The sequence below is a fragment of the Streptomyces sp. NPDC048001 genome, from assembly GCF_043203115.1.
In the GTDB taxonomy this organism is placed as follows: domain Bacteria; phylum Actinomycetota; class Actinomycetes; order Streptomycetales; family Streptomycetaceae; genus Streptomyces; species Streptomyces sanyensis.
In genome coordinates, this window is the sequence record NZ_JBIDBN010000001.1 from 644,117 (window position 1) to 670,291 (window position 26,175).

The 26,175-nt window shown below is 74.5% G+C and carries 23 protein-coding genes; 5 read left to right on the forward strand and 18 right to left on the reverse strand.

Annotated features, from left to right (window positions below; translation table 11 throughout):
- Nucleotides 1-194 precede the first annotated feature (194 nt).
- The 3 genes from ACGF15_RS02745 to ACGF15_RS02755 are packed head-to-tail and all read right to left on the reverse strand — an operon-like array spanning nt 195 to nt 2,613.
- Nucleotides 195-1,505: a sensor histidine kinase gene (locus ACGF15_RS02745; RefSeq protein WP_345609119.1), complete on the reverse strand. Its 1,311-nt coding sequence runs from the start codon at nt 1,503-1,505 to the stop codon at nt 195-197.
- The gene (locus ACGF15_RS02750; RefSeq protein WP_392796665.1) at nt 1,502-2,191 is read right to left on the reverse strand and encodes a response regulator transcription factor; all 690 of its coding nucleotides are present in this window, start codon (nt 2,189-2,191) and stop codon (nt 1,502-1,504) included. Before ACGF15_RS02750 ends, ACGF15_RS02745 begins: the two co-directional genes overlap by 4 nt.
- A 53-nt stretch (nt 2,192-2,244) precedes the next feature.
- Complete coding sequence (locus ACGF15_RS02755) at nt 2,245-2,613, reverse strand: hypothetical protein (protein WP_362615618.1); 369 nt, start codon at nt 2,611-2,613, stop codon at nt 2,245-2,247.
- Here ACGF15_RS02755 and ACGF15_RS02760 point away from each other — a divergent pair.
- Nucleotides 2,603-2,824, forward strand: a complete 222-nt coding sequence (locus tag ACGF15_RS02760) for a hypothetical protein (protein ID WP_345609125.1) — start codon at nt 2,603-2,605, stop codon at nt 2,822-2,824. The genes ACGF15_RS02755 and ACGF15_RS02760 overlap by 11 nt on opposite strands.
- Nucleotides 2,825-2,875: 51 nt before the next feature.
- Here ACGF15_RS02760 and ACGF15_RS02765 read toward each other — a convergent pair whose 3' ends face one another.
- The 3 genes from ACGF15_RS02765 to ACGF15_RS02775 form a co-directional block, all read right to left on the reverse strand.
- Entirely contained in the window at nt 2,876-5,104 is a 2,229-nt protein-coding gene (locus ACGF15_RS02765) for a hypothetical protein (RefSeq protein WP_392796666.1), read from the reverse strand.
- A 324-nt stretch (nt 5,105-5,428) separates the two neighbouring features.
- Nucleotides 5,429-8,164 carry a SpoIIE family protein phosphatase gene (locus tag ACGF15_RS02770; RefSeq protein ID WP_392796667.1) on the reverse strand — a complete coding sequence of 912 codons (2,736 nt, stop codon included), beginning with the start codon at nt 8,162-8,164 and terminating at the stop codon, nt 5,429-5,431.
- Nucleotides 8,165-8,331: 167 nt separating this feature from the next.
- Nucleotides 8,332-8,541, reverse strand: coding sequence for a hypothetical protein (locus ACGF15_RS02775; RefSeq protein WP_345609131.1), 210 nt, complete (start codon nt 8,539-8,541; stop codon nt 8,332-8,334).
- 831 nt (nt 8,542-9,372) lie between these two features.
- Between ACGF15_RS02775 and ACGF15_RS02780 the strand changes: the two genes are divergently transcribed.
- Nucleotides 9,373-10,065 carry a response regulator transcription factor gene (locus ACGF15_RS02780; RefSeq protein WP_345609133.1) on the forward strand — a complete coding sequence of 231 codons (693 nt, stop codon included), beginning with the start codon at nt 9,373-9,375 and terminating at the stop codon, nt 10,063-10,065.
- Between the two features lie 98 nt (nt 10,066-10,163).
- Here ACGF15_RS02780 and ACGF15_RS02785 read toward each other — a convergent pair whose 3' ends face one another.
- The 8 genes from ACGF15_RS02785 to ACGF15_RS02820 form a co-directional block, all read right to left on the reverse strand.
- The gene (locus tag ACGF15_RS02785) at nt 10,164-10,499 is read right to left on the reverse strand and encodes a YnfA family protein (protein WP_392796668.1); all 336 of its coding nucleotides are present in this window, start codon (nt 10,497-10,499) and stop codon (nt 10,164-10,166) included.
- A gap of 212 nt (nt 10,500-10,711) precedes the next feature.
- Nucleotides 10,712-12,055, reverse strand: a complete 1,344-nt coding sequence (locus tag ACGF15_RS02790) for a nucleobase:cation symporter-2 family protein (RefSeq protein WP_392796886.1) — start codon at nt 12,053-12,055, stop codon at nt 10,712-10,714.
- Between the two features lie 443 nt (nt 12,056-12,498).
- Nucleotides 12,499-13,896: an 8-oxoguanine deaminase gene (locus tag ACGF15_RS02795; RefSeq protein ID WP_392796669.1), complete on the reverse strand. Its 1,398-nt coding sequence runs from the start codon at nt 13,894-13,896 to the stop codon at nt 12,499-12,501.
- Nucleotides 13,897-14,311: 415 nt separating this feature from the next.
- Nucleotides 14,312-15,235, reverse strand: a complete 924-nt coding sequence (gene pucL, locus ACGF15_RS02800; RefSeq protein ID WP_345609139.1) for a factor-independent urate hydroxylase — start codon at nt 15,233-15,235, stop codon at nt 14,312-14,314.
- Nucleotides 15,236-15,241: 6 nt separating this feature from the next.
- Entirely contained in the window at nt 15,242-15,658 is a 417-nt protein-coding gene (gene uraH / locus ACGF15_RS02805; RefSeq protein ID WP_345609140.1) for a hydroxyisourate hydrolase, read from the reverse strand.
- A complete protein-coding gene (gene uraD / locus ACGF15_RS02810) occupies nt 15,655-16,176 on the reverse strand; it encodes a 2-oxo-4-hydroxy-4-carboxy-5-ureidoimidazoline decarboxylase (protein ID WP_362614524.1) in 522 nt (173 codons plus the stop codon). The genes uraH and uraD overlap by 4 nt, the downstream gene beginning before the upstream one ends.
- A gap of 154 nt (nt 16,177-16,330) precedes the next feature.
- Nucleotides 16,331-16,705: a helix-turn-helix domain-containing protein gene (locus ACGF15_RS02815; RefSeq protein WP_345609143.1), complete on the reverse strand. Its 375-nt coding sequence runs from the start codon at nt 16,703-16,705 to the stop codon at nt 16,331-16,333.
- Nucleotides 16,702-16,962 carry a hypothetical protein gene (locus ACGF15_RS02820; protein WP_345609844.1) on the reverse strand — a complete coding sequence of 87 codons (261 nt, stop codon included), beginning with the start codon at nt 16,960-16,962 and terminating at the stop codon, nt 16,702-16,704. The genes ACGF15_RS02815 and ACGF15_RS02820 overlap by 4 nt, the downstream gene beginning before the upstream one ends.
- Before the next feature lie 210 nt (nt 16,963-17,172).
- Here ACGF15_RS02820 and ACGF15_RS02825 point away from each other — a divergent pair, with 210 nt between their 5' ends.
- From ACGF15_RS02825 to ACGF15_RS02835, 3 genes are all read left to right on the forward strand, one after another.
- The gene (locus tag ACGF15_RS02825) at nt 17,173-18,012 is read left to right on the forward strand and encodes a TIM barrel protein (RefSeq protein ID WP_392796672.1); all 840 of its coding nucleotides are present in this window, start codon (nt 17,173-17,175) and stop codon (nt 18,010-18,012) included.
- Nucleotides 18,013-18,047: 35 nt separating this feature from the next.
- Nucleotides 18,048-18,935 (forward strand): 2-hydroxy-3-oxopropionate reductase, encoded by an 888-nt coding sequence (locus ACGF15_RS02830; RefSeq protein ID WP_392796673.1) that lies wholly within the window; start codon nt 18,048-18,050, stop codon nt 18,933-18,935.
- A gap of 242 nt (nt 18,936-19,177) precedes the next feature.
- Nucleotides 19,178-20,641 (forward strand): catalase, encoded by a 1,464-nt coding sequence (locus ACGF15_RS02835; protein ID WP_360651883.1) that lies wholly within the window; start codon nt 19,178-19,180, stop codon nt 20,639-20,641.
- 427 nt (nt 20,642-21,068) lie between these two features.
- On the opposite strand, the gene ACGF15_RS02840 is transcribed toward ACGF15_RS02835, so the two are convergent.
- The 4 genes from ACGF15_RS02840 to gcl all read right to left on the reverse strand — a co-directional run bounded on the left by ACGF15_RS02840 (nt 21,069) and on the right by gcl (nt 26,011).
- The gene (locus ACGF15_RS02840; protein ID WP_345609151.1) at nt 21,069-21,755 is read right to left on the reverse strand and encodes a sigma-70 family RNA polymerase sigma factor; all 687 of its coding nucleotides are present in this window, start codon (nt 21,753-21,755) and stop codon (nt 21,069-21,071) included.
- A gap of 123 nt (nt 21,756-21,878) precedes the next feature.
- A complete protein-coding gene (locus ACGF15_RS02845; RefSeq protein ID WP_392796674.1) occupies nt 21,879-22,592 on the reverse strand; it encodes a hypothetical protein in 714 nt (237 codons plus the stop codon).
- A 212-nt stretch (nt 22,593-22,804) separates the two neighbouring features.
- Complete coding sequence (locus ACGF15_RS02850) at nt 22,805-24,001, reverse strand: acyl-CoA dehydrogenase family protein (protein ID WP_345609155.1); 1,197 nt, start codon at nt 23,999-24,001, stop codon at nt 22,805-22,807.
- A gap of 222 nt (nt 24,002-24,223) precedes the next feature.
- Nucleotides 24,224-26,011, reverse strand: a complete 1,788-nt coding sequence (gene gcl / locus ACGF15_RS02855; protein WP_392796675.1) for a glyoxylate carboligase — start codon at nt 26,009-26,011, stop codon at nt 24,224-24,226.
- Between the last annotated feature and the right edge of the window lie 164 nt (nt 26,012-26,175).

Here is a 26,175-nt window from a genome sequence, read left to right on the forward strand (position 1 = left end):
TGTCCGGCCCCCGGCACAGGGGCCGAGGGGGCGTGGAGGAGGAGGCCGGGTCCGGGCGGAAACGCCCGCACCCGGCCTTTCGCCGTGCCGCGGGGAGGACGCGGACCCGGCGCCGCGGCGGCCGCCGGGCGGCGCGACCGCTCCCGCGGCGGTGGGGCCGGGACCGGCGGCGAACCGGTCCCGACGGTGCGGGGTCAGACCACCGGCCCGGCCAGGGAGAACGAGACCCGCACACGCGCGCCGCCCAGCGGCCCCCGGGAGATGCCCAGGTCCCCGTCGGCGGCGCGGGCGGCCCGGGCCACGATGTCCAGCCCGAGTCCGGTGCCCCCCGACCCGCCCGTGCTGACGCCGCGGGTGAGGGCGGCCTCGGGGTCGGCGACGCCGGGTCCGGCGTCGTCCACCGTCAGGACGGCATGGCTCCGGGTGCGCTCGACGCGCACCGAGAAGGCCGTCCCCTGGGGGGTGTGGCGGAAGACGTTGCCGATCAGGGCGTCGACCACGGCGGAGAGATCGTCCTCGGGGAAGCGCACCGGAGTCGCCCTCGGGGAGAGCGAGCGCTCGCAGGGGCGGTCCTGCTGGGCGGCGAGGACCGACCAGAAGTCCAGGCGCAGGGCGACCACGTCGCCGAGCTCCACCGGCCGCCCCGCGGTGCCGGGGCCCGGCTGGCCGGCCGCGAGCGGGGTCCGTGCGGCGGTGATGATCGAGTCCAGCTCGCGCTCCAGCCGGGCGACGGCCACGCCGATGCGCCGGGCGCCGGGCGCCTGGCCCATCAGGTCCGCCTCCAGCGACAGCGCGGTGAGCGGGGTGCGCAGCCGGTGGGAGAGGTCGGCGACCATCTCCCGTTCGACCGCGAGCAGTTCGACCACACGGTCGGCCATGGTGTTGAAGGCCTGCCCGGCCTCCTGGAGTTCGGGCGGTCCGTCCGGCTCCACCCGTACGTCGAGATCGCCCGAGCCGAGGGCGAGCGAGGCGCTCTTCAGGCTGCGGGAGGAGCGCACCACACGGGCGCCGAGCCGGTCGGCGACGAGGACGGAGCCGCCCACCAGGCCGAGCGCGAGCAGGGACATCACGCCCCAGGAGGCCCAGACGCCGCGGGTGAGGTCGGCGCCGGGGACGTACGCCTCGACGACGGCGACGCGGTCCTCGGGCAGCACCACGGGCTGGAGGTGGACCCAGCCGTCGCCGGTGTCCGCGGACAGCGTCTCGCGCTTCCCGACGGCGCGCTCCAGCGCCTGGGGAGGGGCCTTAGAGGTGCCGACGAAGCTCCCGTCCGGGAGCCGGACGGCGAGTTGGTCGCGGGAGCCGATCTCGGCCACGGCCTGCTGGACGTCGGAGCGTTCGGTGGTGAGCGCGAGGACCGGGGAGAGCGCGGCGGCGCGCTGCTCGGCCGCCGTGGTCACCCGGTCGCGGGCCTGCTCGCGCACGAGCAGCGCGAGGGGGATGAGGAAGGACAGCGCGACCATCGAGGTGACGGCGAGGGCGATGCCGACGAGGGCGCGCCTCATGGCGTGGTGACCAGTTTGATGCCGATTCCGCGCACCGTGTGGAGATAGCGCGGATCGGATGCCTTCTCACCGAGTTTGCGCCGGAGCGCGGAGAGGTGGACGTCGACGGTCGGCTCCTCCAGGTACGGCTGCTGCCAGACCTCGGCGAGGATCCGCTTGCGGGACACCACCTGGTCGGCATGGGCGGCGAGGTAGGCGAGCAGGTCGAACTCGCGGCGGGTGAGCGACAGCTCCCGCCCGGCGAGGTGGGCGGTACGGGCGTCCGGGTCGATGCGCAGTTCGGCGACCTGGAGGACGGGGCGGCGCTCCGCCTCCGCCTCGGCGGGGCCCGACCTGCGGAGCACCGCGGCCAGGCGGGCGGCGAGCTGGCCGCCGGAGAAGGGCTTGACCATGTAGTCGTCGGCACCGGCGTTGAGCAGCCGGATGACCTCGGTGTCCTCGTCCCGCGCGGTGGCGACGAGGACGGGGACACGGGATATGCCGCGGATCATCCGCAGCACGTCGATCCCGTCCAGATCGGGCAGACCGAGGTCGAGCACCACGATGTCGGGCGGGTCCTGGGTGATCTCGCGCAGCGCCTCGAAGCCCTGGTGCGCGGTCTTGACGGCGTACCCGTGCCCCGTGAGCACCTCTATCAGGGCACCACGGATGACCGGGTCGTCCTCGACGACAAGTACGGAGGCCATGGGCAGGCACGTTAGCCGGTCCGTCACTATGGTGTCGTGTCCCGTCTCCTGCGCTACGTGTTGATCTGGCTGTCCTGCACCGCGGCCAGTGTGACGGCCGTCATGCTCACCGTCCATTTCGTGGTGGGGTCGACCCGGCCGACGGCTCCGGTCGCCCAGTCCGCGCCGGGCCCCTTCCCGGCGTCCCCGTCCGCCGTGCCCTCCCCCTCGCCGTCCCCGTCCTCCTCGCCGTCGCCCTCGCCGAAGCCCAGTCCGAGCCCCCGCACCACCTCCCCGGCCCCCGCCCGCACCACGGCGGCGCCCCCTCCGCCGCCGACGCCGACACCCGTGGCGCGCACCACGGCCCCGCCGCCGTCGACGAAGCCGCCGGCCGCGCCCTCGGGCGGGGGCTGCCAGGAGGGCGGCTCGGGGGTGCACACCATCTCCGCCCAGGGCGGCAAGGCAACGGTCCGCTTCGGCAGCGGCGGCGTCTGCCTGATCTCGGCCGTACCCAACCAGGGGTTCACCGCCAGTACGGAGCAGGGCTCCCCGCAGACGCTGACGGTCACCTTCGCCGCGGAGCGGCACCGCTCGGAGATCACCGCCTCGACCGAGCCCTCGGACCGGGCCACGGTGCGCGAGACGTCCTTCTGAGAGGGGTCCCGGGGCGTCCGGCGGAGCGCCCGACCGGGTGCGCCCGGCGGGTCAGGGCCGGTGCCCGCGCCGCCGCCCGAGTTCCTTGAGCTCGTGCGCGGCCGCGTCGGCGACCGCGGTGTCCGGGTGGTGGCCGCGCAGCGCGGACAGCACCCCGCCGACCGACCCGGGCGCGGCACGGGCGAGCCCGGCCACCAGGGCCGCGCCGCCCCGGGGCCAGTCGGCGGCGGCCGCGTCGAAAGCGCCGAGCAGCCGGCGGGGTGCCTGCCCGCCGCCCTCCACGCCCCCGGGCTCCGCGGCGGCCGTGTGGCGGTCGGCGAGCCGCCGCTCCTCCAGCTCCTCGGCCAGCAGCAGCGCCCGCGACTCCAGCGGCACGGCGGCGGCGTCGGCGTCCTCGCCCCGGGCGCGGAGCACCCGCAGGGCGTGGGCGCCGAGCACCGGGTCGGTGAGCGCCGGGCGGAGCACCCCGTTCGGCACCCCGGCGTGGTCGAGCACGGCGACGGCTCCGAGCAGCGCGGGTCCGCGGTGGCCGGCGTCCCGTTCCCCGGCGAGGGCGGCGAGCAGCGGCGCCCACTCCGCGTCGCCGCCGCCGCGGTGCTCGGCCCAGGCCGCGAGCGCGGCGGCGGCGACGGCCGGGGGCCAGCGCCGGGCGGCCGCCGTGGTCGTCCGCGCGTCCCAGGCGGCCGCCTCGGCCGCGTCGGGGGCCGCCACCCCGCCGCTGAGCAGGACATGGCGCAGGACCGTGCCGCCCAGGGGGGTCAGGCCGTAGGCGTCCCCGCGGCGGAAGAGGCACCCCGTGGCCCCGAGGGCGTCCACCACGGTGGCGAGGGCGCGGGCGGGGGCGGCGAGGCGGGCACGCTGGGCCTCGGTGACCTCGGGCCGGCCCAGCAGGTCCGCGAGTTCCGCGAGCGGCGGCAGCGCGTACGCGCCGTCGTCGGCAGCGGAGGCCGGGACGGGCACCGGCTGCTCCTCGGCCTCCACCGCCACCTGCGCGCCCGCCGCCTCGGCGACCCGGCGGGCCACGGAGTCGGGGGTGCCGCCGCGCTCGTAGAGGGAGTAGAGCAGGTGCGCCGGGTCGAGCGACCAGTCCTCCCCCGTGTCCGCCCCGGCCTCCCCGTCCGGCACGGGCCCGTCCGCCGTGACCGCGGGGAGCCGCTCGGCGACGGCGGCCAGGAGGTCCGCGGCCAGCTCGGTCAGCTCCTGCGGGGTGCCGCCCTGCCACACGGCCAGCGCCCCGGGGAAGCCGCAGCGCTCGGCGATCGCCTCGATCTCCGTCTCGGCGAAGGCGGCCGGGGTCCGCCGGGGGGCGGCCCCGGGCAGGGCTCCGGCGGTGGTGCCGGGCACACCGGCCGCCACCGCGTCGGGCAGCGGGGCGGCGTGCAGCAGGGCGCGGACCTCCTCCGGGGCCGCCGCGCGCACGGGCGGCGGGAGCGGGGCGTCCCCGGCGCCGTAGTAGTCGAGGTGGTCGTCGCGCAGGCGGTCCGCCAGCTGGAGGTGGGGCAGCACCTCGGGGCCGGGGGCCAGGTCGGCGTGGCGCCCGGCGAAGGCCGCGCTGAGGCCCGCCGCCGTCCAGCGGTCGGTCAGGGTGTCGGCCAGGGTCTCCAGGGCCGCACCGAGCGCCTCGTCCGGCCGCGCGTCGGAGAGCGGCGGCGGGGGCAGCAGCGGCCCCTGCGGGTCCGGGCGGGTGTCCCGGGAGAAGGCGGCGAGGAGCAGTTCGGCGAGGCGGGCGCGGGCGGCGAAGGTCCGGCCGGAGACCGCTGCCCGGCGCAGCGTCCCGGGCAGCGCGGGACGGCCCTCGTGGGGGGCCGCGGCGTAGCCGCCGAGCCAGGCGGTGACGGCCGACGGGTCGTCGGGGTCGACCCCGTCCGCGCGCAGCAGCGAGGCGTACCAGCGGTGCCAGGTCAGCCGGGCGGGGTCGGCCATGGCCTGCCGGAAGGCGGGGACCGCCGCGTCGACGGCCTCCAGCAGCCGCAGGTGCCGCTTGGCGTTGAGCCGCCCCGCCTGGTGGACCCGGTCGGCGAGCGCGTACAGCACCTGCGGTACGGCGTCGGTCTCCGGGGCGGTCGCCCACAGCAGCCCGGGCAGGTCCTCGCCGAGCACCCGGGCGACGAGCTCGGGGGTGGGCTCGGGCACCCCGGCGCGGCGGTCGGCACCGCGCAGCGCGAGGAGGCACAGCACGGCGTCCGCGGGCCGCTCGGGCAGGGCGGGAGCGCCCTCCCGGGCGGCGGCCCAGGCGAGGAAGTCGTCGAGTCCGGTGTTCAGGCCGGTGGTACGCGTCACGTCGTGAGCGTAGGGAACCGCGGGGGCCCCGGCCCGCGGGGCCGGTCCGGTGGTACGCCGAACGGCGGAGGAAGGCGGCCGGTGCGGCGGTGCGCGGGCGGGCGGTCCGCCGCGCCGCGGGCGCCCCCCACGCCCGCCTGGCCGCCTGCCCGCCTGGCCGCCTGCCCGCCTGCCCGCCTGCCCGGGAGGAGATCCGCGGTCACCCGGGGCGGTGTGCTCGGCGGCGCCCTCGGCGCGGCCGGGCACACCGCGTACCTGCGGCGGGCTGCCGCCTCCGCTGTGGCGCCGGGGGAGGCCACCGGCGGGGCCACCGGCGGCGGGACGTCAGGGGGCCTCCTCCTCGGGCAGCGGCTGCTCGGCCCAGATGACCTTGCCCTCGTCGGTGTAGCGGATGCCCCAGCGGTCGGCGAACTGGGCCACCAGGAACAGCCCGCGACCGCCCTCGTCCGTGATCTCGGCGTGCCGCAGATGCGGCGAGGTGCTGCTGGAGTCGTGCACCTCGCAGACGAGTGTGTGGTCCGCCCTGATGAGCCGGACGGCGATGGCACCGCTGGTGTACCGGATGGCGTTGGTGATCAGCTCGCTGAGAATCAGCTCGGTGGTGAAGGCCAGGTCGTCCAGTCCCCACGCGCCGAGTTTCCCGGTGACGACTCCGCGCATCGCCGGCACGGACGACGGGTCGGGGGCCACGTCCCAGTCGGCGACGTGGTTCTCGTCGAGCGCCCGGGTGCGCGCGACGAGCAGGGCGATGTCGTCCCGCGGCCGTTCGGGCAGCAGTGCGCCCAGTACGGCGTCGCAGGTCTCCTCCGGAGCCGTCGGCGCGTCCGCCAGGCGGGCGCGCAGCAGCTCCAGTCCCGTGTCGATGTCCCGTTCGCGGCTCTCGACGAGACCGTCGGTGAACAGGACCAGCCGGCTGCCTTCCGGCAGCTCGCGTTCGGCCGTCTCGAAGGGAAGCCCGCCCAGGCCCAGTGGTGGGCCGCCGGGCAGTTCGGGGAACTCCACGGTGCCGTCGGGGCGCACCAGGGCGGGTTCGAGGTGCCCGGCGCGTGCCATGGTGCAGCGTCGCGTGACCGGGTCGTAGATCATGTACAGGCAGGTGGCGCCCGTGATCGCCCGTCCGCCGTCGTCGGCCTCCTCGTGGTCGATCCGGGTCACCAGCTCGTCCAGGTGCCACAGCAGCTCCTCGGGAGGCAGGTCGAGGGCTGCGAAGTTGTGCACCGCGGTCCGCAGCCGGCCCATCGTCGCCGCGGCGTGCAGGCCGTGCCCCACGACGTCGCCGACGACCAGGGCGACGCGGGCTCCGGAGAGCCGGATGACGTCGAACCAGTCGCCGCCGACGCCGCCCATGCCGGCGTGGGCGGGCAGATAGCGGTGGGCGACGTCGAGCGCCTGCTGTTCGGGCAGCAGACTCGGCAGCAGGCTGCGCTGCAGGGTGACGGCCATGGTGTGCTCGCGCGTGTAGCGCCGGGCGTTGTCGACGGCCAGCGCGGCGCGGGCGACGATCTCCTCGGCGAGGGTGACGTCCTCGCCGTCGAAGGGCTGGGGCCTTCCGGAGCGCCAGAACGTGACCACGCCCAGGATGTCGCCCCTGGCCTGCAGCGGAGCACTGATCATCGAGTGCAGCCCGTACTGGACCATCCTGCGGGCCCGGGACGGATCCTGTTCCTGCCAGCCCGAGAAGGTCCTCATGTCGGGCTCGAGAACGGCCATCCCGCTCTGGAAGCCCTCGGCCTGCGGAGTGGTCGGGACGAAGTCGATCAGGGCACCCAGCGGGTAGATCGGGGCGTCGCCCCGGATGCCGGACACGGCGACGCGCCGCATCAGGTCGGAGTGCGCGCCGGCGCGCCCCGGATCGTCGCCGGACAGCACGCGCTCGAGCAGGTCCACGGTCGCGAAGTCCGCGAACTGCGGCACCACGAAGTCGGCCAGCTCCTCGGACGTCCGCACCACGTCCAGGGTGTTGCCGATCCGCAGACCGGCTTCGTACACCAGCCGCAGCCGGGCACGCGCCGTGTCCGCCCGTCCGGACAGCTCCTGGAGCTCGGTGGTGTCGCGCAGGGTGGCGACGGTGCCCGGCGGTCCGCCGTCCTGGTCCGTCGACCGCTGGTTGATCGCCAGCAGCCGGTCACCGGCCAGGTACACCTCGTCCGAGGCCGGACGGCCGGACCGCAGCAGTTCGGTGAGGCGGGGACTGAGGCCGAGGTCCGTCACCTGACGGCCCTCCGCCTCCGGGGGCAGGTGCAGCAGGCGGCGCGCCTCGTCGTTGGCGAGCAGCAGGCGGCCGTCTCCGGCCACGATGACCACACCCTCGCGGACCACGTGCAGCACCGCGTCGTGGTGGTCGTACATGCGCGTCATCTCGGCCGGGCCCAGGCCGTGCGTCTGGCGCCGGAGCCGCCTGCTGGTCAGGCCCGTGCCCACGACGGACAGCAGGAGAGCGGCCCCGCCGGCACCGAGCACCACGGGCAGCTGGCGGTTGGCCTGGCCGCTGACGTGCTCCACCGTGACCCCGGCGCACACGACCCCGATGACGTCGCCCGAGTCGTCGGTGATCGGCACGATCGCCTGCACCAGCGGGCCGATGGTGCCGGTGATCCACTCGACGACCACTCCCTCGCCCTGGAGAACGGGCTCGATGGTGCCGACGAACGTCTTGCCGATCCGGTCGGGCAGGGGGTGGGTGTAGCGGATCGCGTCCTCGTTCGTCACGACGATGAAGTCGACGTCGGCCGCCTCGCGAGCCGCCTCGGCGGCCGGCTGGAGTTCCGCCGTGGGATCGGGGCTGTTCATGGCCTCGGTGAGGCCCGGGGAGTTCGCGAACGTCTCGGCGACGGCCAGGGACTGGTTGCGGGCCTCACGCCGGACGTCGCTCCGCGCCTGCAGAACCAGCGCGGTGACCGTGCCGACGACGAGCAGCGCCACGATCGCCACCTGCAGGATGAAGACCTGCCCGGCGACGGTGCGCAGGCTTTCGGCCAAGCGACGACGTCGGCCGGCGGCGGGGGCCGCCGGATGCTGCTCGGGTCCCGGAGAGCGGCGAATCCGGAGGTTCCGGACCATGTTCTCCTTTCTACCATCGGTGCCGTTTCACATCGAACGTGAATGCGATCGGCAGACCCCCCGTGTGCGGGATGCGGGGTGCGTCGGGTCGCGGCGCCCGCGACTCCCCCACTCCCCCCGCGAGGACGGGGGCGCCCGTACGCCCCCGCGCCGCTCCGGCCCGAGGGTCAGGGCCGTTCCGGAGCACCCGGTTCCGCTCCGACGGCTCCTGCGCCCGCCCCGGGCCGAGGGCTCAGCAGCAGCGCGAGGAGGTCCGCTGGCAGCAGGCCCTCGTCCAGGGCGGCTTCGACGGCCCCGGTCTCCCCGGTACGCGGTGCACGGGCGCCCGGGCGCGCCTCGGCCGGGTCGGGCCCGCCGCGGTGAGCCGTGCCGGTCATGAGGCGTCCGCATCGCGGGCGGCAGGACGGGCGTGCACGGCGGGCCGCGGCTCCCCTCCGCAGGCGAATCGGCGCCCCGCGGCCTCGGCACCCTGTGAAAGCGCCGGGACCGGCGCCTCTTCACCGGGAAACCGCGCGGGTGCGGCTTCGGCCGGGAAAGCGGAAATGAACGGCTCCGGAATGATCGTTGCGGGCAATGGGACCTCCATGAAAGGAAGAGGGTGCCGGGGGGATCGGTTCGGCAGGAATTCCCCGATGATTCCAGCGATTCCCCTGATCATGGAATCTCCTGGAATCGGTTCGGCAGGCAGGCAACCGCCCCTGCGCCTTCCGGCGGCGGGAGCCCGTCCGGCCTGCGGTCTCCCGCCCCTGCCGGCCCCGGGCCGACCGGAGGCGACGGCGCGGGACCCGGGGCCCTCCTGTGCGGGGGCAGACCGCCGCCGTCCCCGTCCGCACACGAGGGCAACCTGCCGGCGTGCACGGTCGCGCCCTGCGGCGAGGCCGGCGCAGGGCGCGCCCCTCGGTGTCCCCGTCCACCGGGAATTCGGTCATGAGAAGCGCTCCGCCCGTCGTGATGGGGAGAACGCTAATGAGGTCGGACGGGCGGCGTCATCGCATCTGAGGAGAATCTGAGGAACAGCCGCGGGCCCGAGTCGGCACCCGGAGCCCGGGGGTGCGGAAGTTTCCCGCCGGTAGGCACCTGGCGTCTGCGGTGGATAATCGATCGAATGTGTCCGCATCCCGGATGCCGTCTTGACGTCGCCCGTGGAATCGGAGTGGATTCACCGCACTGTCATTTTCCGCACGACTGATGAATGTCTGGGAGACGGAATGCGACTGCTGCTGGTCGAGGACGACAACCACGTGGCCGCGGCGGTGTCCGCCGTACTGACCCGGCACGGCTTCCAGGTGGTGCACGCCGCCACCGGCCAGGCGGCCGTGGACGCCGTGCTGTCGACGGGCGCCGGCCCGTTCGATGTCATCCTGCTCGACCTCGGTCTGCCCGACCAGGACGGGTACACGGTGTACGGCAGGATCCGAAGATGGACCGGCACTCCGGTGATCATGGTCACGGCGCGCGGCGACGTTCGCTCACGCATCCACGGCCTCAACCGCGGCGCCGACGACTACGTGGTGAAGCCCTACAGCACCAGTGAGCTGATCGCCCGAATCCATGCCGTCAGCCGGAGGGCCGCCGCACCGGTCGGTGGTGAGGCGCGGAACGAGCCCGACCTGCGGCTCGGTGCCGTACGCATCGAGCTGACCGCCCGCCGGGTGAGTGTGGGCGGCTCCGAGGTGCATCTGACCCGCAAGGAGTACGACCTGCTGGTACTGCTGGCGCAGCGCCCGGGAGTCGTCTTCCGCCGGGAGCAGATCATCAGCGAGGTGTGGGAGAGCCGCGGGGAGGGGACCGAGCGCACCCTGGAAGTCCATGTGGCCTCCCTGCGGTCCAAACTGCGGACGCCCGCGCTCATCGAGGTGGTTCGAGGTGTGGGGTACCGACTCGCCGCCACCGCCCCGTAGCGCCCTCCGGCCGGACCGCTGAACGGGCTCCGGTGCCGTGAGCACCTCTCCGGCGTGGCCGGAGCCGCCAGGTGCGGGCCGCCGTCCCCGGAGAGGGTTCAGCCGCCGCGCGGGGCGTACATGATCACGGCCATGCCCGCCAGGCAGACGAGGGCTCCGGCGATGTCGAAGCGGTCGGGGCGGTACCCGTCGGCCACCATCGCCCAGGCCAGGGACCCGGCGACGAAGACCCCGCCGTAGGCGGCGAGGACGCGGCCGAAGTCGCCGGAGGTCTGCAGGGTGGCCACCACCCCGTACAGCCCGAGGGCGACCACGCCGGCACCGACCCAGATCAGGCCGCGGTGTTCGCGCAGGCCCTGCCAGACCAGCCAGGCGCCCCCGATCTCGAACAGGGCGGCGAGGGCGAACAGGGCGGCTGAGCGGGCGACGTTCACGGGGGCCTTCCGGGTGGGGGCGGATCGCCTGGAACTCCACCGTCCCCGGCGGGGGCCCGTCAAGTCCGCGCGGCCGGGGCGGGCGGGCCGGGCCTCCGGCGGGGCGGAGGCGACGGGCGGCCCGGGACCGGGCCGCCCGTGCTGCGGGCCCAGGGGCGCGCCCGGCCGCCCGCGCGCCGCCTTCGCCGCGGGCCCCGGACGGGGCTGCCCTCTCAGTGGGCCGCGGACGCGGGCTGCCTGCCGGTGATCCCGTCGCCGGACTCCCCCGGAGCGGTGTCCTCCCCGCTCCCGTCCCGCTTCCCGAGGTGGTTGAAGACCAGGTTGAGCAGGACGGCCGCGACGCAGCCGGTGGAGATGCCGGAGTCCAGGATGATCTTCGCGGTCTCGGGGAAGGCGTGGTAGAACTCCGGGGCGCTGATCGGGATGATGCCGACGGCCAGGGAGACGGCGAGGATCAGCACATTGGCGTCCTTCTCCAGCCCGGCCCGGACCAGGGTCTGGATGCCGCTGGCGGCGACCGAGCCGAACAGCACGATGCCCGCGCCGCCGAGGACCGGGCGGGGCACGACCGCGATCAGGGCGGCGGCCATCGGGCAGAGCCCCATCAGGACCAGGAAGCCGCCGCCGCAGGCGACGACGAAGCGGCTGCGGATGCGGGTCATGGCCACCAGGCCGATGTTCTGGGCGAAGGCGCTGCACATGAAGCCGTTGAACAGCGGGCTCAGCGCGGAGCCGAGGGTGTCCGCCCGCAGCCCGGCGGCAATGGTCCTCTCGTCGGCGGGGCGCTCCACGATCTCGCCGAGGGCGAGCATGTCGGCGGTGGACTCCGTCATGGAGACGATCATCACCACGCACATCGAGAGGATGGCGGCGAGCGCGAACTGCGGGGCGCCGAAGTGGAAGGGCGTGGGGAAGCCGACGACGTCCGCCCCGGTGACGGGGGCGAGGTCGACGACGCCGAAGGGGACGGCGGCCAGGGTGCCGGCCACCAGGCCGACGAGGACCGCGATCTGCCGGAGGAAGCCGGTGGTGAAGCGGCGCAGCCCGAGGACGATCAGCAGGGTGAGGGCCGCGAGGGCGAGGGAGCGGGCCGATCCGTAGTCGGCGGCCGAGGGGTCCGGGCCCTGGGCCCAGCCGAAGGCGACGGGGAGCAGGGAGATGCCGATCAGGGTGATCACGGTCCCGGTGACCACCGGGGGGAAGAAGCGCACGAGCTTGCCGAAGAACGGTGCGGCCAGGAAGCCGAGCAGGCCGGCGACGATGATCGCGCCGAAGATGATCGGCAGGGCGTCGTCCTTGTTCGGCGCGGTGTCGACGATCGCGAGCATCGGCGCCACACCGGCGAAGGTGACGCCGTTGACGAACGGGAGCCGGGCTCCGATCCTCCAGACGCCGAGGGTCTGGAGGAAGGTGGCGAGGCCGGCGGTGAACAGGCTGGCGCCCGTCAGGAAGGTGAGTTCGGCGGCGGAGAGGCCGACGGCCGCTCCCACGATGAGGGGCGGGGCCACGACGCCCGCGTACATGGCGGCCACGTGCTGGAGGCCGCTGGTGAGCATCCTGGCGGGGGGCAGGATCTCGTCGACCGGATGCCTCCGGTCCTCCCCGTCCGCGCGGCCCGGGGACTCGGACCGGTCCGGGGTGTCGGCCCGGTCCGGGGATCCGGCCCGGTCCGGGGTGTCGGCGTTCGGCTTCTGCACGGCCACGGCGGTGCCTCCGGTCGGTTAACACGTCGTCGTCGACATGGGTGTCAGGGAGGTGGTGCTGGTGGTGCGGTGCACGCACCGGGCGCCCGTCCGGTGTGGTGCGGTGGTGCGCGGTGGCACGGGGTCCGCAGGGGGCACGTGTCACCGCATCCGGGGGGTGCGCCGTCCGTTGACGCGCACCCCCCGGTGCGGCCGCCGTGGACCCCGCTCGGGTCCACGGCCGCCGGCCGGGGGCCGTCCCCCCCGGCCGGAGCCTTGTCGGTGCGGGCCGCGGCGGCCCGCGGTCCGCGGGGCCGTCAGCCCCCCGCGGCGATCCGCGCCAGGCGCCGGGCCTCGTCCCGGGTGGAGCGGGCGACGGCCTCCTCGTCGACGGTGGTGAGGCGGCCCGCCTCGACGACCGGGCGCCCGTCCACCAGGGAGAGGGTGACGGGTGCGGCGGCGCCGAACACCAGGGCGACCACCGGGTCGGCGATCGAGGAGTGCGCGAGGGTGTCCAGCTTCCAGAGCACCAGGTCGGCGACCTTGCCGGGCTCCAGGGAGCCGATCGCGTCGGCGCGGCCGAGCACCTGGGCGCCGCCGTAGGTGCCCAGGCGCAGCGCCTGGCGGGCGTTCAGGGCCGCCTCGCGGTGGGCGCCGAGGCGGTTGATCAGGAGCGCGTTGCGCAGTTCGGTGTGCAGTTCCCCGGACTCGTTGGAGGCGGTGCCGTCGACGCCGAGGCCGACCGGGACACCCGCGGCGAGCATGTCGGGGACCCGGGCGATGCCGGCGGCGAGGCGGGCGTTGGAGGAGGGGCAGTGGGCGACGCCGGTGCCGGTGCGGGCGAAGGCCTCGATGTCGGAGTCGTTCATGTGGACGCAGTGGGCCATCCACACGTCCTCGCCCAGCCAGCCGGTGGACTCGAAGTAGTCGGTGGGGCCCATGCCGAAGAGCTCGTGGCACCACTTCTCCTCCTCCACGGTCTCCGAGCCGTGGGTGTGCAGCCGGACGCCGAGGCGTCGGGCCAGCTCGGCACCCTGCCTGAGGAGTTCGGTGGAAATGGAGAAGGGGGAGCAGGGCGCGACGGCGACCTGCGTCATGGCGTCGAAGGAGGCGTCGTGATGGGCGCGGACGGTCTCCTCGGTGGCGGCGAGGGCGCCTTCGAGGGTCTCGACGGCGAAGTCCGGCGGCAGACCGCCGTCCTTCTCGCTGCGGTCCATGGAGCCGCGGGCGAGGGTGAAGCGGACGCCCGTCTCACGGGCGGCGCCGATGATGGCGCCGGACAGGTCGCCGCTGCCCTTCGGGTAGACGTAGTGGTGGTCCATGGCGGTGGTGACGCCGCCGCGGGCCATCATGGCGAGGGAGCCCTGTGCGGCGGCGCGGACCATGGCCTCGTCGATGCGTGCCCAGGTCGGGTAGAGGGCCACGAGCCAGTTGAAGAGGTTGTGGTCGGTGGCCAGTCCGCGGGTGATCCACTGGTAGAAGTGGTGGTGGGTGTTGACCAGGCCCGGGGTGGCGAGGTGGCCCGTGGCGTCGATGCGGCGCACGACGTTCTCCAGGCCCTCGGGGGCCGCGCCCGCGCCGACGGACTCGATGCGGTTGCCCGCCACGACGATGTGGCCCGTCGCGTACTCGGTGTCCCGGGCGTCGACGGTGGCGACGGCGCAGTTCTCGATGACGAGGCGTTCGGTCGTTCCGGGGGCTGCCGAAGGTGCCATGATGCGTCCTTCTTCGTGTCGGGTGGGGTGGCGGAGGCTCCCCGGGACGGCCGTCCGGGGACGTCGCCCGGGCGGCGGCGTCCTCGGGCCGGGATCCCGGGGAAGGGCACGGCAGGACCCTGGAGGATTTGAGTGCCGCAGCCGGGCGGCCCGCCGGGGAGGCCGGTCCGGCGGCTGCGGGTGCCGAGAGGGTGGAGGAGCGGGGCGGGGGACAGGGCCGGGGCCGTGGACGGGGCGGCGGGCCGCACGGGCGCGGGTCGTGCGGAGGCGCGCCGCCCGCCCGCCAGGGGGGGGCGGCGCCGGGGCCGGTACCGGGTGCCGGGCTCCCGGACGCCGGGGGCTGTGCCATGGTCCTCCCTCCGGTCCGCGGGCCGCTCCGCCCGTGTCGGCGGGCGGGGCGGCGCGCGGCCTCGCGTCAGAGGTTGGTCATGTCGACCGGGATCCTCGGTTCGACTCCGTCGCGCAGCACGGTGGCCTCGATGAGGCCGTAGGGGCGGTCCGCGGCGAAGTAGACCTCGTTGTCGTTCTTCAGGCCGAAGGGTTCGAGGTCGGCCAGGAAGTGGTGCTTGTTGGGGAGCGAGAAGCGGATCTCGTCGATCTCGCTGCGGCTGTTGATGATGCGCGAACCCATCTGGTAGAGGGTCTGCTGCAACGACAGCGAGTAGGTCTCGGCGAAGGCCTGGAGCATGTGCTTCTTGGCCTGCTCGTAGGACTTGTCCCAGTTCGGCGAGCGCTGCTCGTCGGAGGTCCAGTTGTAGCGCCACTGGGCGGCCACCTGGGTCGCCAGGATGCGGTCGTAGGCCTCCTTGAGGGTGGTGTACCGGTCCTTGACGTAGCCCCAGAACTCGGAGTTGGTCGAGTTCATCACGACCAGGTCCTTGAGGCCGGAGACCACCTCGAAGGACGAGCCGTCGTAGGTGACCTGGGTGGTGCGGATCTCCTGGCCCTTGCGGACGAAGGAGTGCCGGACCTCGTCGGCCCCGATGAACCTGGAGTTGCCGTCGGAGGTCGTGATGCGCTCCCAGGCGTACTCCTCGATGCGGATGCGCGCCCGGTGGATCGGCTCCTGGCTGGTGACGAAGTGCCGGGCCAGGTGGATGCCGAACTGCTCGGCGGACTCGATGCCGTACTCCTTGGCGAACGCGAACACCGTGTTCTTGGTGGTGTCGGTCGGCAGGACGTGGGCGTTGGAGCCGGAGTAGTGCACATCGTCCATGTCGCCGGAGAGGGCGACGGAGACGTTCAGGTCCTTGATGTGGTGGGTGTCGCCGTCCCGCGTGATCCTGACGACGCGGTTCTCTGCTTTGCCGTACTGGTTCTGGCCGAGAATCGTGGGCATTGTCTGCTAGCTCCCTCGGTAAACGGAGTAGCCGAACGGGTTGAGCAGCAGCGGTACGTGGTAGTGCTCGCCCGGTACGACGGCGAAGGTGATCGCCACCTCCGGGAAGAACGCACCGGTCGCACCGCTGTCCCGATTCGCGGGGGCGTCCTGCTGCACATCGGCTTGCTGGGGTCCGGTGCCGCGGCGGAGGAGGTACTCCTCGGTCGCGAAGTCCAGACGTACGTGGGTCGTGCCTTCCGGCAGGGCCGGGAGGTCCTTGCACCGCCCGTCCGCGTCGGTCGCCGAGGCGCCGAGCGCCCGCCACGCCGCACCGGCGCCGCCGCCGCGGGCCGACAGGGAGACGGCGACGCCCTCGGCCGGGCGTCCGATGCTCGTGTCCAGGATGTGCGTGGACACCGATGCGGTGGTGTGCGTGCTCATGCCTCTTCTTCCTCTGCGGGCTCCACGAGACGGGCCAGCCGGATGCGGTTGATCCTGCCGAGTTCGGTGCGGACGGTCTCCCGCTCCTGCTCCGGCGTGTTGCCGATCCGCTCGCGTGCGGCGTCCCTCATCTGCTCCCCGGTGCGCCCGGTCGCGCAGATCAGGAAGACGTGCCCGAACCTCTCCTGGTAGGCCAGGTTGAGTTCGAGCATCTCGGCCTTCAGCTCCTCGGACGCCCCGGCCATGCCGCGCTGTTCGCGGGAGGAGGTGGGGTCGCCGGGCCTGGGGCGGCCGATCGGGGGGTGCCCGGCCATCGCCTCGGCCAGGTCCTGCGCCGTCAGCCCCGCCGTGGCGGTGTCGCTGGTGCGCATCAGGCTCTCCACGTCGGCGTACGGGCGCCGGGCGAGGATCGCGCCCACCCAGGCGGCGCTGGCGCACACCTCGTGCAGTGCGGTCTGCGCCGCACTGTCCTCGGAGGCGTTGAACCGGGCGAGGCCCGGGTTCTCAAGTGCAGTCACGGGAGCCTCCGTGGCTTGATCATCTCGGTGCGTCGGACGGGCTGCGGATAGCTAACGCCCTCCCGAAGTCGACGTCAACACTTTGTTGAAAAGTCGTGGGGGGTGGAGGCCGCCGGCGGCCGCACCGGGCGGCGGCTCCCACGGGCACCGGGACTCAGTCGCCGCGGGCGGCGTTCTCCCTGTTCAGGTAGTTGTACACGGTGAAGCGGCTGACCCCGAGGGCCGCGGCCACCGTCTCGACGCCGTGCCGCACGGAGAAGGCCCCGCGGGCCTCCAGCGTCCGGACGACCGACTGCTTGGTCCTGCGGTCGAGTTCGGCGAGGGGGCAGCCGTGCCGGCGCTCCATCGCGGCCAGGATGTGCTCCAGGGAGTCGGCGAGCTGCGGCAGGCGCACCGCCACCACCTCCTCGCCCTCCCAGCTGAGCACCACGTCGTCGTCCTGCGCCTCGGCGGGGGCGAGCAGCTTCCCGCCCATCGCGTCGACCAGCGGCTTCACCGCCTGCGCGAGCGCGTGCTCCGCCCCGCTCATCCGAGCCCCTCCCCGGCACCGTCCACCACGTTCACCTGGAGGGACACCCGGGTCGCACCGCTGCGCAGAGCCGCGCGCAGCAGCGCGTCGACGGCCCCGAGCACCTCGTCGGCCCCGCCCTCGGCGGTGTTGCCGAAGGGGCCGACGTCCACCTTGTCCAGCGCCGCGCCCTGGACGACCTCGCGAGCGGCCACGGCGTGCGCGGGCGGTTCGTCGAGGTCGAAGGGCTCGGTCGTGAACTCCACTCTCAGTCGCACCATGCCCCCACCGTAGCGGCGCCCGCGCGGATCGGACCCGCCCCGGCGGCACCGGCTCCGACCAGGGGCGGAACACCGGCACCCGGGCTCCCGGCGACCCGCTGGACGGAGGGGGATTTCGCGCCGGCGGCTTGACAGGCCCGAGCCCCGCTCTACAGAATTCCGTTAGGCAGAAAGAAACTTCCGCAATACGGAAGGAGCGCACCCCTCATGGGATTCGCGGACCAGCGCTTCGATGTGAACCTCTCGATCCTCTTCACCGAGCTCCCGCTCCTGGAGCGCCCCGCGGCCGCGGCCGCGGCGGGCTTCACCGCGGTGGAGCTGTGGTGGCCCTGGACCGACACCCCCACCCCCGGGCAGTCCGAGCTCGACGCCCTGAAGAAGGCGCTGGACGACGCCGGCACCCGGCTGGTGGGCCTGAACTTCTACGCCGGGCAGCTCCCGGGCCCGGACCGCGGCGCCCTGTCGGTACCGGGCGAGGAGTCCGACCGCTTCCGGGCCAACATCGAGGTGGCCGCCGACTTCGCCGCCTCGACGGGCTGCACGGCACTCAACGCCCTGTACGGCAACCGCGTCGAGGGCACCGACCCCGGGACCCAGGACGCGCTCGCGCTGGAGAACCTCGTCCTCGCCGCCCGCGCTGCCGACCGGATCGGCGCCGTCCTGCTCGTCGAGGCCCTCAACCGGCCGGAGTCCCCGCTCTACCCCCTGGTGAGCGCCCCGGCGGCGATCGAGGTCGTCGACAGGGTGAACGCGGCGACCGGCCTGGGCAACGCCCGGTTCCTGCTCGACATCTACCACCTGTCCATGAACGGCGAGGACGTCTCCGGGGTCATCGCGGCCTACGCCGACCGGACCGGCCACGTCCAGATCGCCGACAACCCCGGCCGCGGCGCCCCCGGCACCGGCTCGCTCCCCCTGGAGCAGCTGCTCGACGAGCTGCGGGCAGCGGGCTACGACGGCTGGGTCGGGCTGGAGTACAAGCCCGGCGACCGCCCGAGCGCCGAGGCGTTCGACTGGCTCCCCGCCCCGGCCCGAGCGGCCAACTGACCCCCTTCGCACGTGTTTTCCAGAGAGGTACCCTCATGAGCACTCCCACCATCGCCTGGATCGGCCTCGGCATCATGGGCTCCCCCATGTCCGAGAACCTGCTGAAGGCCGGCTACTCCGTCACCGGCTTCACGCTGGAGCAGGACAAGCTGGACCGCCTGGCCGCCGCCGGCGGCACCGCGGCCTCCTCGGTCGCCGAGGCGGTGCGCGACGCGGACGTCGTGATCACGATGGTGCCCGCCTCCCCGCAGGTCGAGGCCATCGCCTACGGCCCGGACGGCATCCTGGAGAACGCCAGGCGCGGCGCCCTGCTGATCGACATGTCCTCGATCACGCCGCAGACCTCGATCGACCTGGCCGGGGCCGCGGCCGAGAAGGGCATCCGGGTCCTGGACGCCCCCGTGTCCGGCGGCGAGGCGGGCGCCGTCGAGGCCGTGCTGTCCATCATGGTCGGCGGCGAGCAGGCGGACTTCGACGCCGCCGAGCCGATCCTCCGGGCGCTCGGCAGGACGATCGTGCTCTGCGGGCCGCACGGCTCCGGCCAGACGGTGAAGGCCGCCAACCAGCTGATCGTGGCGGTGAACATCCAGGCCTGCGCCGAGGCCGTGGTCTTCCTGGAGAAGTCGGGCGTGGACCTGACCGCCGCCCTCGACGTCCTGGGCGGCGGGCTGGCCGGCTCCACGGTGCTCACCCGCAAGAAGGCCAACTTCCTCGACCGGGACTTCACACCGGGCTTCCGTATCGACCTGCACCACAAGGACATGGGCATCGTCACCGACGCCGCCCGCGCCGTGGGCGCCGCCCTGCCGGTCGGCGCGGTCGTCGCCCAGCTGGTCGCCTCGCTGCGCGCCCAGGGCGACGGCGGGCTCGACCACTCCGCCCTGCTCCGCGCCGTCGAGCGGCTGTCCGGCTCTCAGGCCTGACCCCTTCCCGGGCTCCCGTCCCGCCCGCCGCCCTTCCCGGCGGCCCCGCACGCCCCGGCCGCGGGCGGGTGCGGGCAACGTCTTCCGGTCGGTGCCGGTGCCGACACCTGTCCTGTCGCGCCCAGGCGCCGGCACCGGCCGGAACCCCTCGCCAGAATTTCAACAAACTGTTGACGTCTTCTCGGGAGCGAACCTACGCTCCTCGCACCGTCAGCCAGTGCAGCCCCGTACGGAAGGTCACGATGTCGAAGCGCGTGCTTACGACCGAGTCCGGCGCCCCCGTCGCCGACAACCAGAACTCCGCCACCGCCGGCGTCGGTGGCCCCCTCCTCCTCCAGGACCAGCACCTGCTGGAGAAGCTCGCGCGCTTCAACCGTGAGCGGATCCCGGAGCGCGTGGTGCACGCCCGCGGCTCCGGCGCCTACGGCTACTTCGAGGTCACCGACGACGTCACCGCGTGGACCAGGGCCGACTTCCTCTCCGCGGTCGGCCGCCGGACGGAGACCTTCCTGCGCTTCTCCACGGTCGCCGACTCCCTCGGCGGCGCGGACGCCGTCCGCGACCCGCGGGGCTTCGCGCTGAAGTTCTACACCGAGGAGGGCAACTACGACCTCGTCGGCAACAACACCCCGGTGTTCTTCATCAAGGACCCGATCAAGTTCCCCGACTTCATCCACTCCCAGAAGCGCGACCCGTTCACGGGCCGCCAGGAGCCGGACAACGTCTGGGACTTCTGGGCGCACGCCCCGGAGGCGACGCACCAGGTGACCTGGCTCATGGGCGACCGCGGCATCCCCGCCTCGTACCGCCACATGAACGGCTACGGCTCCCACACCTACCAGTGGACCAACGCGGCGGGCGAGGCCTTCTTCGTGAAGTACCACTTCAAGACCAACCAGGGCATCCGCAGCCTCTCCGCCGAACAGGCGGCCGAACTGGTCGGCGAGGACGCCACCTCGCACCAGACGGACCTGCTCCAGGCCATCGAGCGCGGCGTCAACCCCTCCTGGACGCTCTACGTCCAGGTGATGCCCGCGGCCGAGGCCGCCGACTACCGCTTCAACCCCTTCGACCTGACCAAGGTGTGGCCGCACGCCGACTACCCGCTCCAGCGGGTCGGCCGCCTGGTGCTGGACCGCAACCCCGACAACGTCTTCGCCGAGGTGGAGCAGGCCGCGTTCTCGCCCAACAACTTCGTCCCCGGCATCGGCCCGTCCCCGGACAAGATGCTCCAGGGCCGCCTGTTCGCCTACGCGGACGCCCACCGCTACCGGCTCGGCGTCAACCACACCCAGCTGCCGGTCAACGCCCCCAAGGCGGTGCCCGGGGGAGCCGACAACTACGGCCGCGACGGCTTCATGGCCACCCGCAACGGCTCCCGCCACGACCGGAACTACGAGCCCAACTCCTTCGCCGGCCCGGCGCAGACGGACGCCGCGCTCGCGGCCCCGCTGGAGGTCCGGGGCTGGACGGGCACCCACCCGGCCCCCGGGCACGCCAAGGACGACGACTTCTTCCAGGCCGGCGAGCTCTACCGGCTGATGTCCGAGGAGGAGAAGCGGCGCCTGGTCGCCAACATCGCCGGCGGCCTCTCCCAGGTCACCCGCGACGACATCGTCGAGAAGAACCTGGCCCACTTCCACGCCGCGGACGCCGACTACGGCCGGCGCGTGGAGGAGGCGGTCCGCGCCCTGCGCGAGGACTGAGCCGACAGACTGCGCGCGGAGCACACCACGGGAGGTCCGCTCCGCGCGCGAAGCCCGCGCCGCGTGACCCGATGAGGGGTGGTCACGCGGCGTGGCACAGGCGAGGACCGCGGCGGTCGGACGATGCCAGTGCGGTGGTCAAGGCCACCGGCACCCTCTCCGACCTGACGTGAGGAATGCCGGCGGGCCGATCGCCCCGCCGCGGTCCCAGCCGCCCTCCCCCGCTCCGCCCGGCGGCGCGAACGCACTGCACCGACAGCCTCGCACCGTCGGGCGGCCACCACGGGGGCGCCGCCGCCCGGCGCGACCCCCGCTCCGCCCCGACGACCGGGACCCGGCCTTCACACGGAGGCCGGGTCCCGGCCGTTCCGGGCCGGGTGCCGTGCCGCGCCCCCGGTCTGCGGCGCGGCGCACCCCCGGGGCGGGCTCAGCCGCCGCCGACCGCGCTCAGCACACGCGGGCGGAGCGGCGCCGCGGGCACCGGCTCCTCGGCGGCCCCCGGCCGGCCCTCCTGCGGGTCCGTCAGCAGGGCGACCAGTGCGGCCCGCGCCCGGGCCACCCGGGAGCGCACCGTGCCCACGGGCACGCCGAGCGCCTCGGCCGCCTCCGCGTAGGGCAGCCCCAGCACCTGGGTCAGCTCGAACGCGGCGCGCCGCTCCGCCGGGACCGCGGCCAGCAGCTCCGCCAGCGCCACGCCGTCCTCGAAGCCCGGGGTCCTCGGCTGGCGCCGCTCGGCGACCCCCTGCCAGTCCTCCCGGTCCGACAGCCGGGGCCGGGCGGCCGCGCGCCGGAGGCTGTCGACGACCGTGCGGCGGGCGATGGACAGCAGCCAGGTCCGGGCGGAGGAGCGCCCCTCGAACCGGTGGAGGCTGCCGAGGGCGCGCAGGAAGGTCTCCTGGGTCAGGTCGTCCGCGCCCTGGGGGTCGGCGCTCAGATAGGCGACGTAGCGCCAGATGTCCCGGTGGAGGGCGCGCACCAGGCCCTCCACGGCACGGGCGTCCCCGCACCGTGCGGCAAGGGCGATCCGGGTGATCTCCTCGTCGGTGGCGGCCGGGTGGGAGGCCGTTCCCCGGGGGGGTGCGGCCGTGTCGGTGGCTGTCGGGGCAGCAGTCATCGCCGTGTGTCCTTCGGTGAGTCGGGGTCCGGCCGGCGCACGGCGGCCGGTGGGGGTACGGCCCGCCGCAGGGCAGGGCCGATGCCCGAGGCGCCCGGTGGCGGCGCGTCGGGGTGCCGGCTGTCAGCAGACAGCGGAGCCGGCGGGTGGACCCCGGGTGACGCAGGAGGAGGCGAGAAGGAGCAGGCGCAGCCGCACGCAGGCGCGCCTGCGGCGCACCCGGCTGCGCGGGGCGGTGGGCGGCGGCGCGAGGCGCAGCACGCACCGCAGCGGGGCGGCCAGCCAGCCGGCGAGGGCGTGCAGCGCACGAAAGACGGCGCGTTCGCCGTGCGCGAGCCACAGCCCGCACAGCAGGGCGGCCAGCAGATGGGCGGCCAGCATGCCCGCAGGCGACATGCCCGCCGACCCGTGGCCGGCCGGTATCGCCCCGTGCGCCAGGTGGGCGGCCCCGTGGCCGAGGTGCCCGGCGGAATGCGCCGCGGCGGCGCCGGAGAGGTGTGCGCCGGTGCCGGGGGCCGGTGAGCACAGCAGGTGGCCGGCCCACTCGCGCAGCAGGGAGCCGGACCCCGTCCGGGGCGCGGCCAGCGCCTGCGCCAGCGAGAAGGCCGCGTGCAGGCCCGCCTGGACGGCGACGGTGGCGCCCGTCACCGCGCCGGGGGTGCGCTCGCGGCCGCCGAGGAGCCAGGCGAGCGCCCCGGTCACGGCGAGCGCCGCGGCGAGGCCGCCCGGACCGACCGGTGAACCCGACATGAGGATGTGGCCGACGGCGGCGAGCAGCACGCAGACGGCCGCGAACATCGCGGCCCTCGCTGCGCGGCACCACCGGCCTGTCGTCATGGCGGCCTCATCCTCGCACTCCTCGGGGAGCTGACACGTGTTGGTACGGGAATCGCCCTCCGGCCCTTCACCCGGCCCCATGTGTCCTGCGCCACAGTCGCGTGGGGGAACCGGACGGGGTCCCCGCACGACGCCTGCCCGCGGGCGCGGCCCGCCCCCCGGCCGGAGGAGGCGGGCCGCCGCGGCGCCTCGCCGCCCGGTGTGACGCCCCCTCAGGCGCCCGTGCCGGCCTCCCCGTACGCGCGCAGGACCCGGCGGGCGACGGCACCGATGTGGAGTTCGTCGGGGCCGTCGAGGATGCGGGCGGCCCGGCCCACCCGCATCAGGGCGGGCAGGGCGGTGTCCGGGCCGAGTCCGGCCGCGCCGTGGACCTGCACGGCCGCGTCCGTGACCTGCTGGAGCATCCGCGCGGCGGCCACCTTCGCCAGCCCGACCTCCGTGCGCGCGTCCCGTCCGTCGGCGATCAGCGCCACCGCCTCGTGCACGAGGGGTCCGGTGGTGCGCAGGGCCAGCAGCGCGTCGAAGACGTGCTGCTGGACGAGCTGGTGGGAGGCGAGCGGCCCGTGGCTCCCCACCCGCCCCGCGGCGCGGGCGCACATCAGGTCGAAGGCTCGGCGGCCCTGCCCGAGCCAGCGCAGCGCGCGCAGCGTGCGGCCGAGCTGCAGACGCTCTCCGGCCACGGCGAGGGCGGCGCCGGGCGTGCCGATCACATGGTCCGCGGGCACCGGGACGCCGTCCAGCTCGATCTCGCCCTGCCCGGCGGCGCCCAGGACGGGGATCTCCCGGACGAACCGGAAGCCCGGCGCGTCGGCGCGGACGAGGAGCAGCGACAGCCCGTCGCGGTCGCCCGCCGCGCCCGCGGTCCGCGCGAGGACGGTGACCACGTCGGCGTGCGCCGCGCCCGAGACGAACCACTTGCGCCCGGTGACCCGCCAGCTGCCGTCCGGTCGCTGCTCCGCCCGGGTGGCGACGAGCGCCGGGTCGCTGCCGGGGACCTCGGGCTCGGTCATGGCGTAGCTGGCGGAGACGTCCCCCGCCACCAGCGGCCTCAGATAGCGGTCGCGGACGGCCGGGCGGGCGTGCCGGTCGAGCATGCCCGCGTCGAGCAGGGAGGCGGAACCGAGGACGGCGGGGCCGTGGTCGCTCGCCCCCTCGGCCTCCGCCACCGCCGCGTAGCGCAGGAGGGGCATGCCCTGGCCGCCGAACTCCTCCGGCAGCGGCAGGGCCCACAGACCGGCCTCCTTGGCCTCCCGGCGCAGCGCGGCCCGCGCACGGCGGGCGTCGGGTCCGCCGGCGTCCAGCTCCGGTTCCCGGGGCACGACCCGGGAGCGGACGAACTCCTCGACCCGGTCCCGTACCGGGTCCTCGCCGCCGGTGCCGCGGGTGCGGTCCTGCACGGAGGGGGTCATGGCGTGTCTCCCGTCTGGCCCGGCACCCCGGTCCGGGGCCTGCCGGTACCCGGTGGTGCGGCGGTCGCTTCCGTGGCAGTGGTCGGGCGGAGGCGCCGGGGGGTTCCCGAGCCCGGGGCGGCCGGGGCGGGGGCGGCGGGCCGGAGGGGACGCGCCGGGGCCCCGGCGCGCGGCGGGGCGCGGGCCGGGGCCTCGGCGGGGGTGCGGCGGGCGGTGGTCCGGTCAGACCTGAAGCGGCCTGACGGCCGTGGGGGCGTGGCCGGGTTCGGTGGCCGGCTCCTCGAACTCGGAGATGTCGCTGATGTCCATGGTGCGGCTCATCGAGATGTTGGTGACCCGTTCCAGGATGGCCTCGACCACGACCGGCACCCGGAACTCGGCGGCGAGCTTCTTCGCCTGCTCCAGCGCGGGGAGCAGGCCGTCGGGCTCGGTGACGCGGATCGCCTTGCAGCCCAGGCCCTCGACGACCTTGACGTGGTCCACGCCGTAGACCCCGATCTCGGGGGAGTTGATGTTCTCGAACTCCAGGTTGACCTGGAAGTCGATGTCCAGGCCGAGCTGGGCCTGGCGGATCAGGCCCAGGTAGGAGTTGTTGACCAGGACGTGGACGTAGGGGATGCGGTGCTGCGCGCCGACCGCCAGCTCCTCGATCATGAACTGGAAGTCGTAGTCCCCGGACAGGGCGACGACCTGGGCCTCGGGGTCGGCGGTGGCGACGCCGAGGGCGGCCGGGACGGTCCAGCCGAGGGGGCCCGCCTGGCCGCAGTTGATCCAGTGGCGCGGCTTGTAGACGTGCAGCAGCTGCGCACCGGCGATCTGGGAGAGGCCGATGGTGGTGACGTAGCGGGTGTCGGGGCCGAAGGCCCTGTTCATCTCCTCGTAGACGCGCTGCGGCTTCAGGGGCACGTCGTCGAAGTGGGTGCGGCGCTGGAGGGTGGCCTTGCGCTCCTGGGCGGAGGCGATCCACGCGGAGCGGTCGGGGAGGCGGCCGGCGGCCTTCAGCTCGCGGGCGACCTCGACGAAGAGCTCCAGGGCCGCCCTGGCGTCGGAGGCGATGCCGTAGTCGGGGGCGAAGATCCTGCCGATCTGCGTCGGCTCGATGTCGACGTGGACGAAGGTGCGCTCGCCCCGGTAGACGTCGAGCTTGTAGCCGGTGTGGCGGTTGGCCCAGCGGTTGCCGATGCCGAGGACGAAGTCCGACTCCAGGAACGTGGCGTTGCCGTAGCGGTGGGAGGTCTGGACGCCGACCATGCCCGCGTTGAGTTCGTGGTCGTCGGGCAGCGCGCCCCAGCCCATGAGCGTGGGGATGACGGGGGTCCCGGTGAGCTCCGCGAACTCGACCAGCAGCTCGCAGGCGTCGGCGCTGATCACGCCGCCGCCGGCGACGATCAGCGGGCGCTCGGAGTCCAGCAGGTAGGAGACCGCCTTCTCGATCTGCGCCCGGGTGGCGGCGGGCTTGTAGACCGGCAGCGGTTCGTAGGTCTCGGGGTCGAAGTCGATCTCGGTGAGCTGGACGTCGATCGGCAGGTCGATGAGGACGGGCCCGGGGCGCCCGGAGCGCATCAGGTGGAACGCCTGCTGGAAGACGCCCGGGACCTGGGCGGCCTCCAGGACGGTGGTGGCCGCCTTGGTGACCGGGCCCGCGATCGAGGCGATGTCGACGGCCTGGAAGTCCTCCTTGTGGATGACCGCGGTGGGCGCCTGCCCGGTGATGCAGAGGATCGGCACCGAGTCGCCGGTGGCGGAGTAGAGCCCGGTGATCATGTCGGTGCCCGCGGGCCCCGAGGTGCCGATGCAGACGCCGATGTTGCCCGGGTGGGTGCGGGTGTACCCCTCGGCCATGTGGGAGGCGCCCTCGACATGGCGGGCGAGCGTGTGGTGCACGCCGCCGCCCTCCTTCAGGGCCTTGTAGAAGGGGTTGATCGCCGCGCCCGGCACGCCGAACGCGTGGGTGACGCCTTCACGCTTGAGGATCTCAACGGCCGCTCGGGCGGCGGTCATACGAGGCATGGGTGCTCCTGCTCCGGCCTTCGGGATCGGGCTCTGCCGCGCCACCTGAGAGCGTCGGTCCCGTGTCGGCGTCCAGTCGGTATTCCCTCATCTTCCACATCGCGGAATATGAGTTCTGCTATACGGAAGCAATCTAGAACGTGCCCGTGACCACGTCAAGGGAC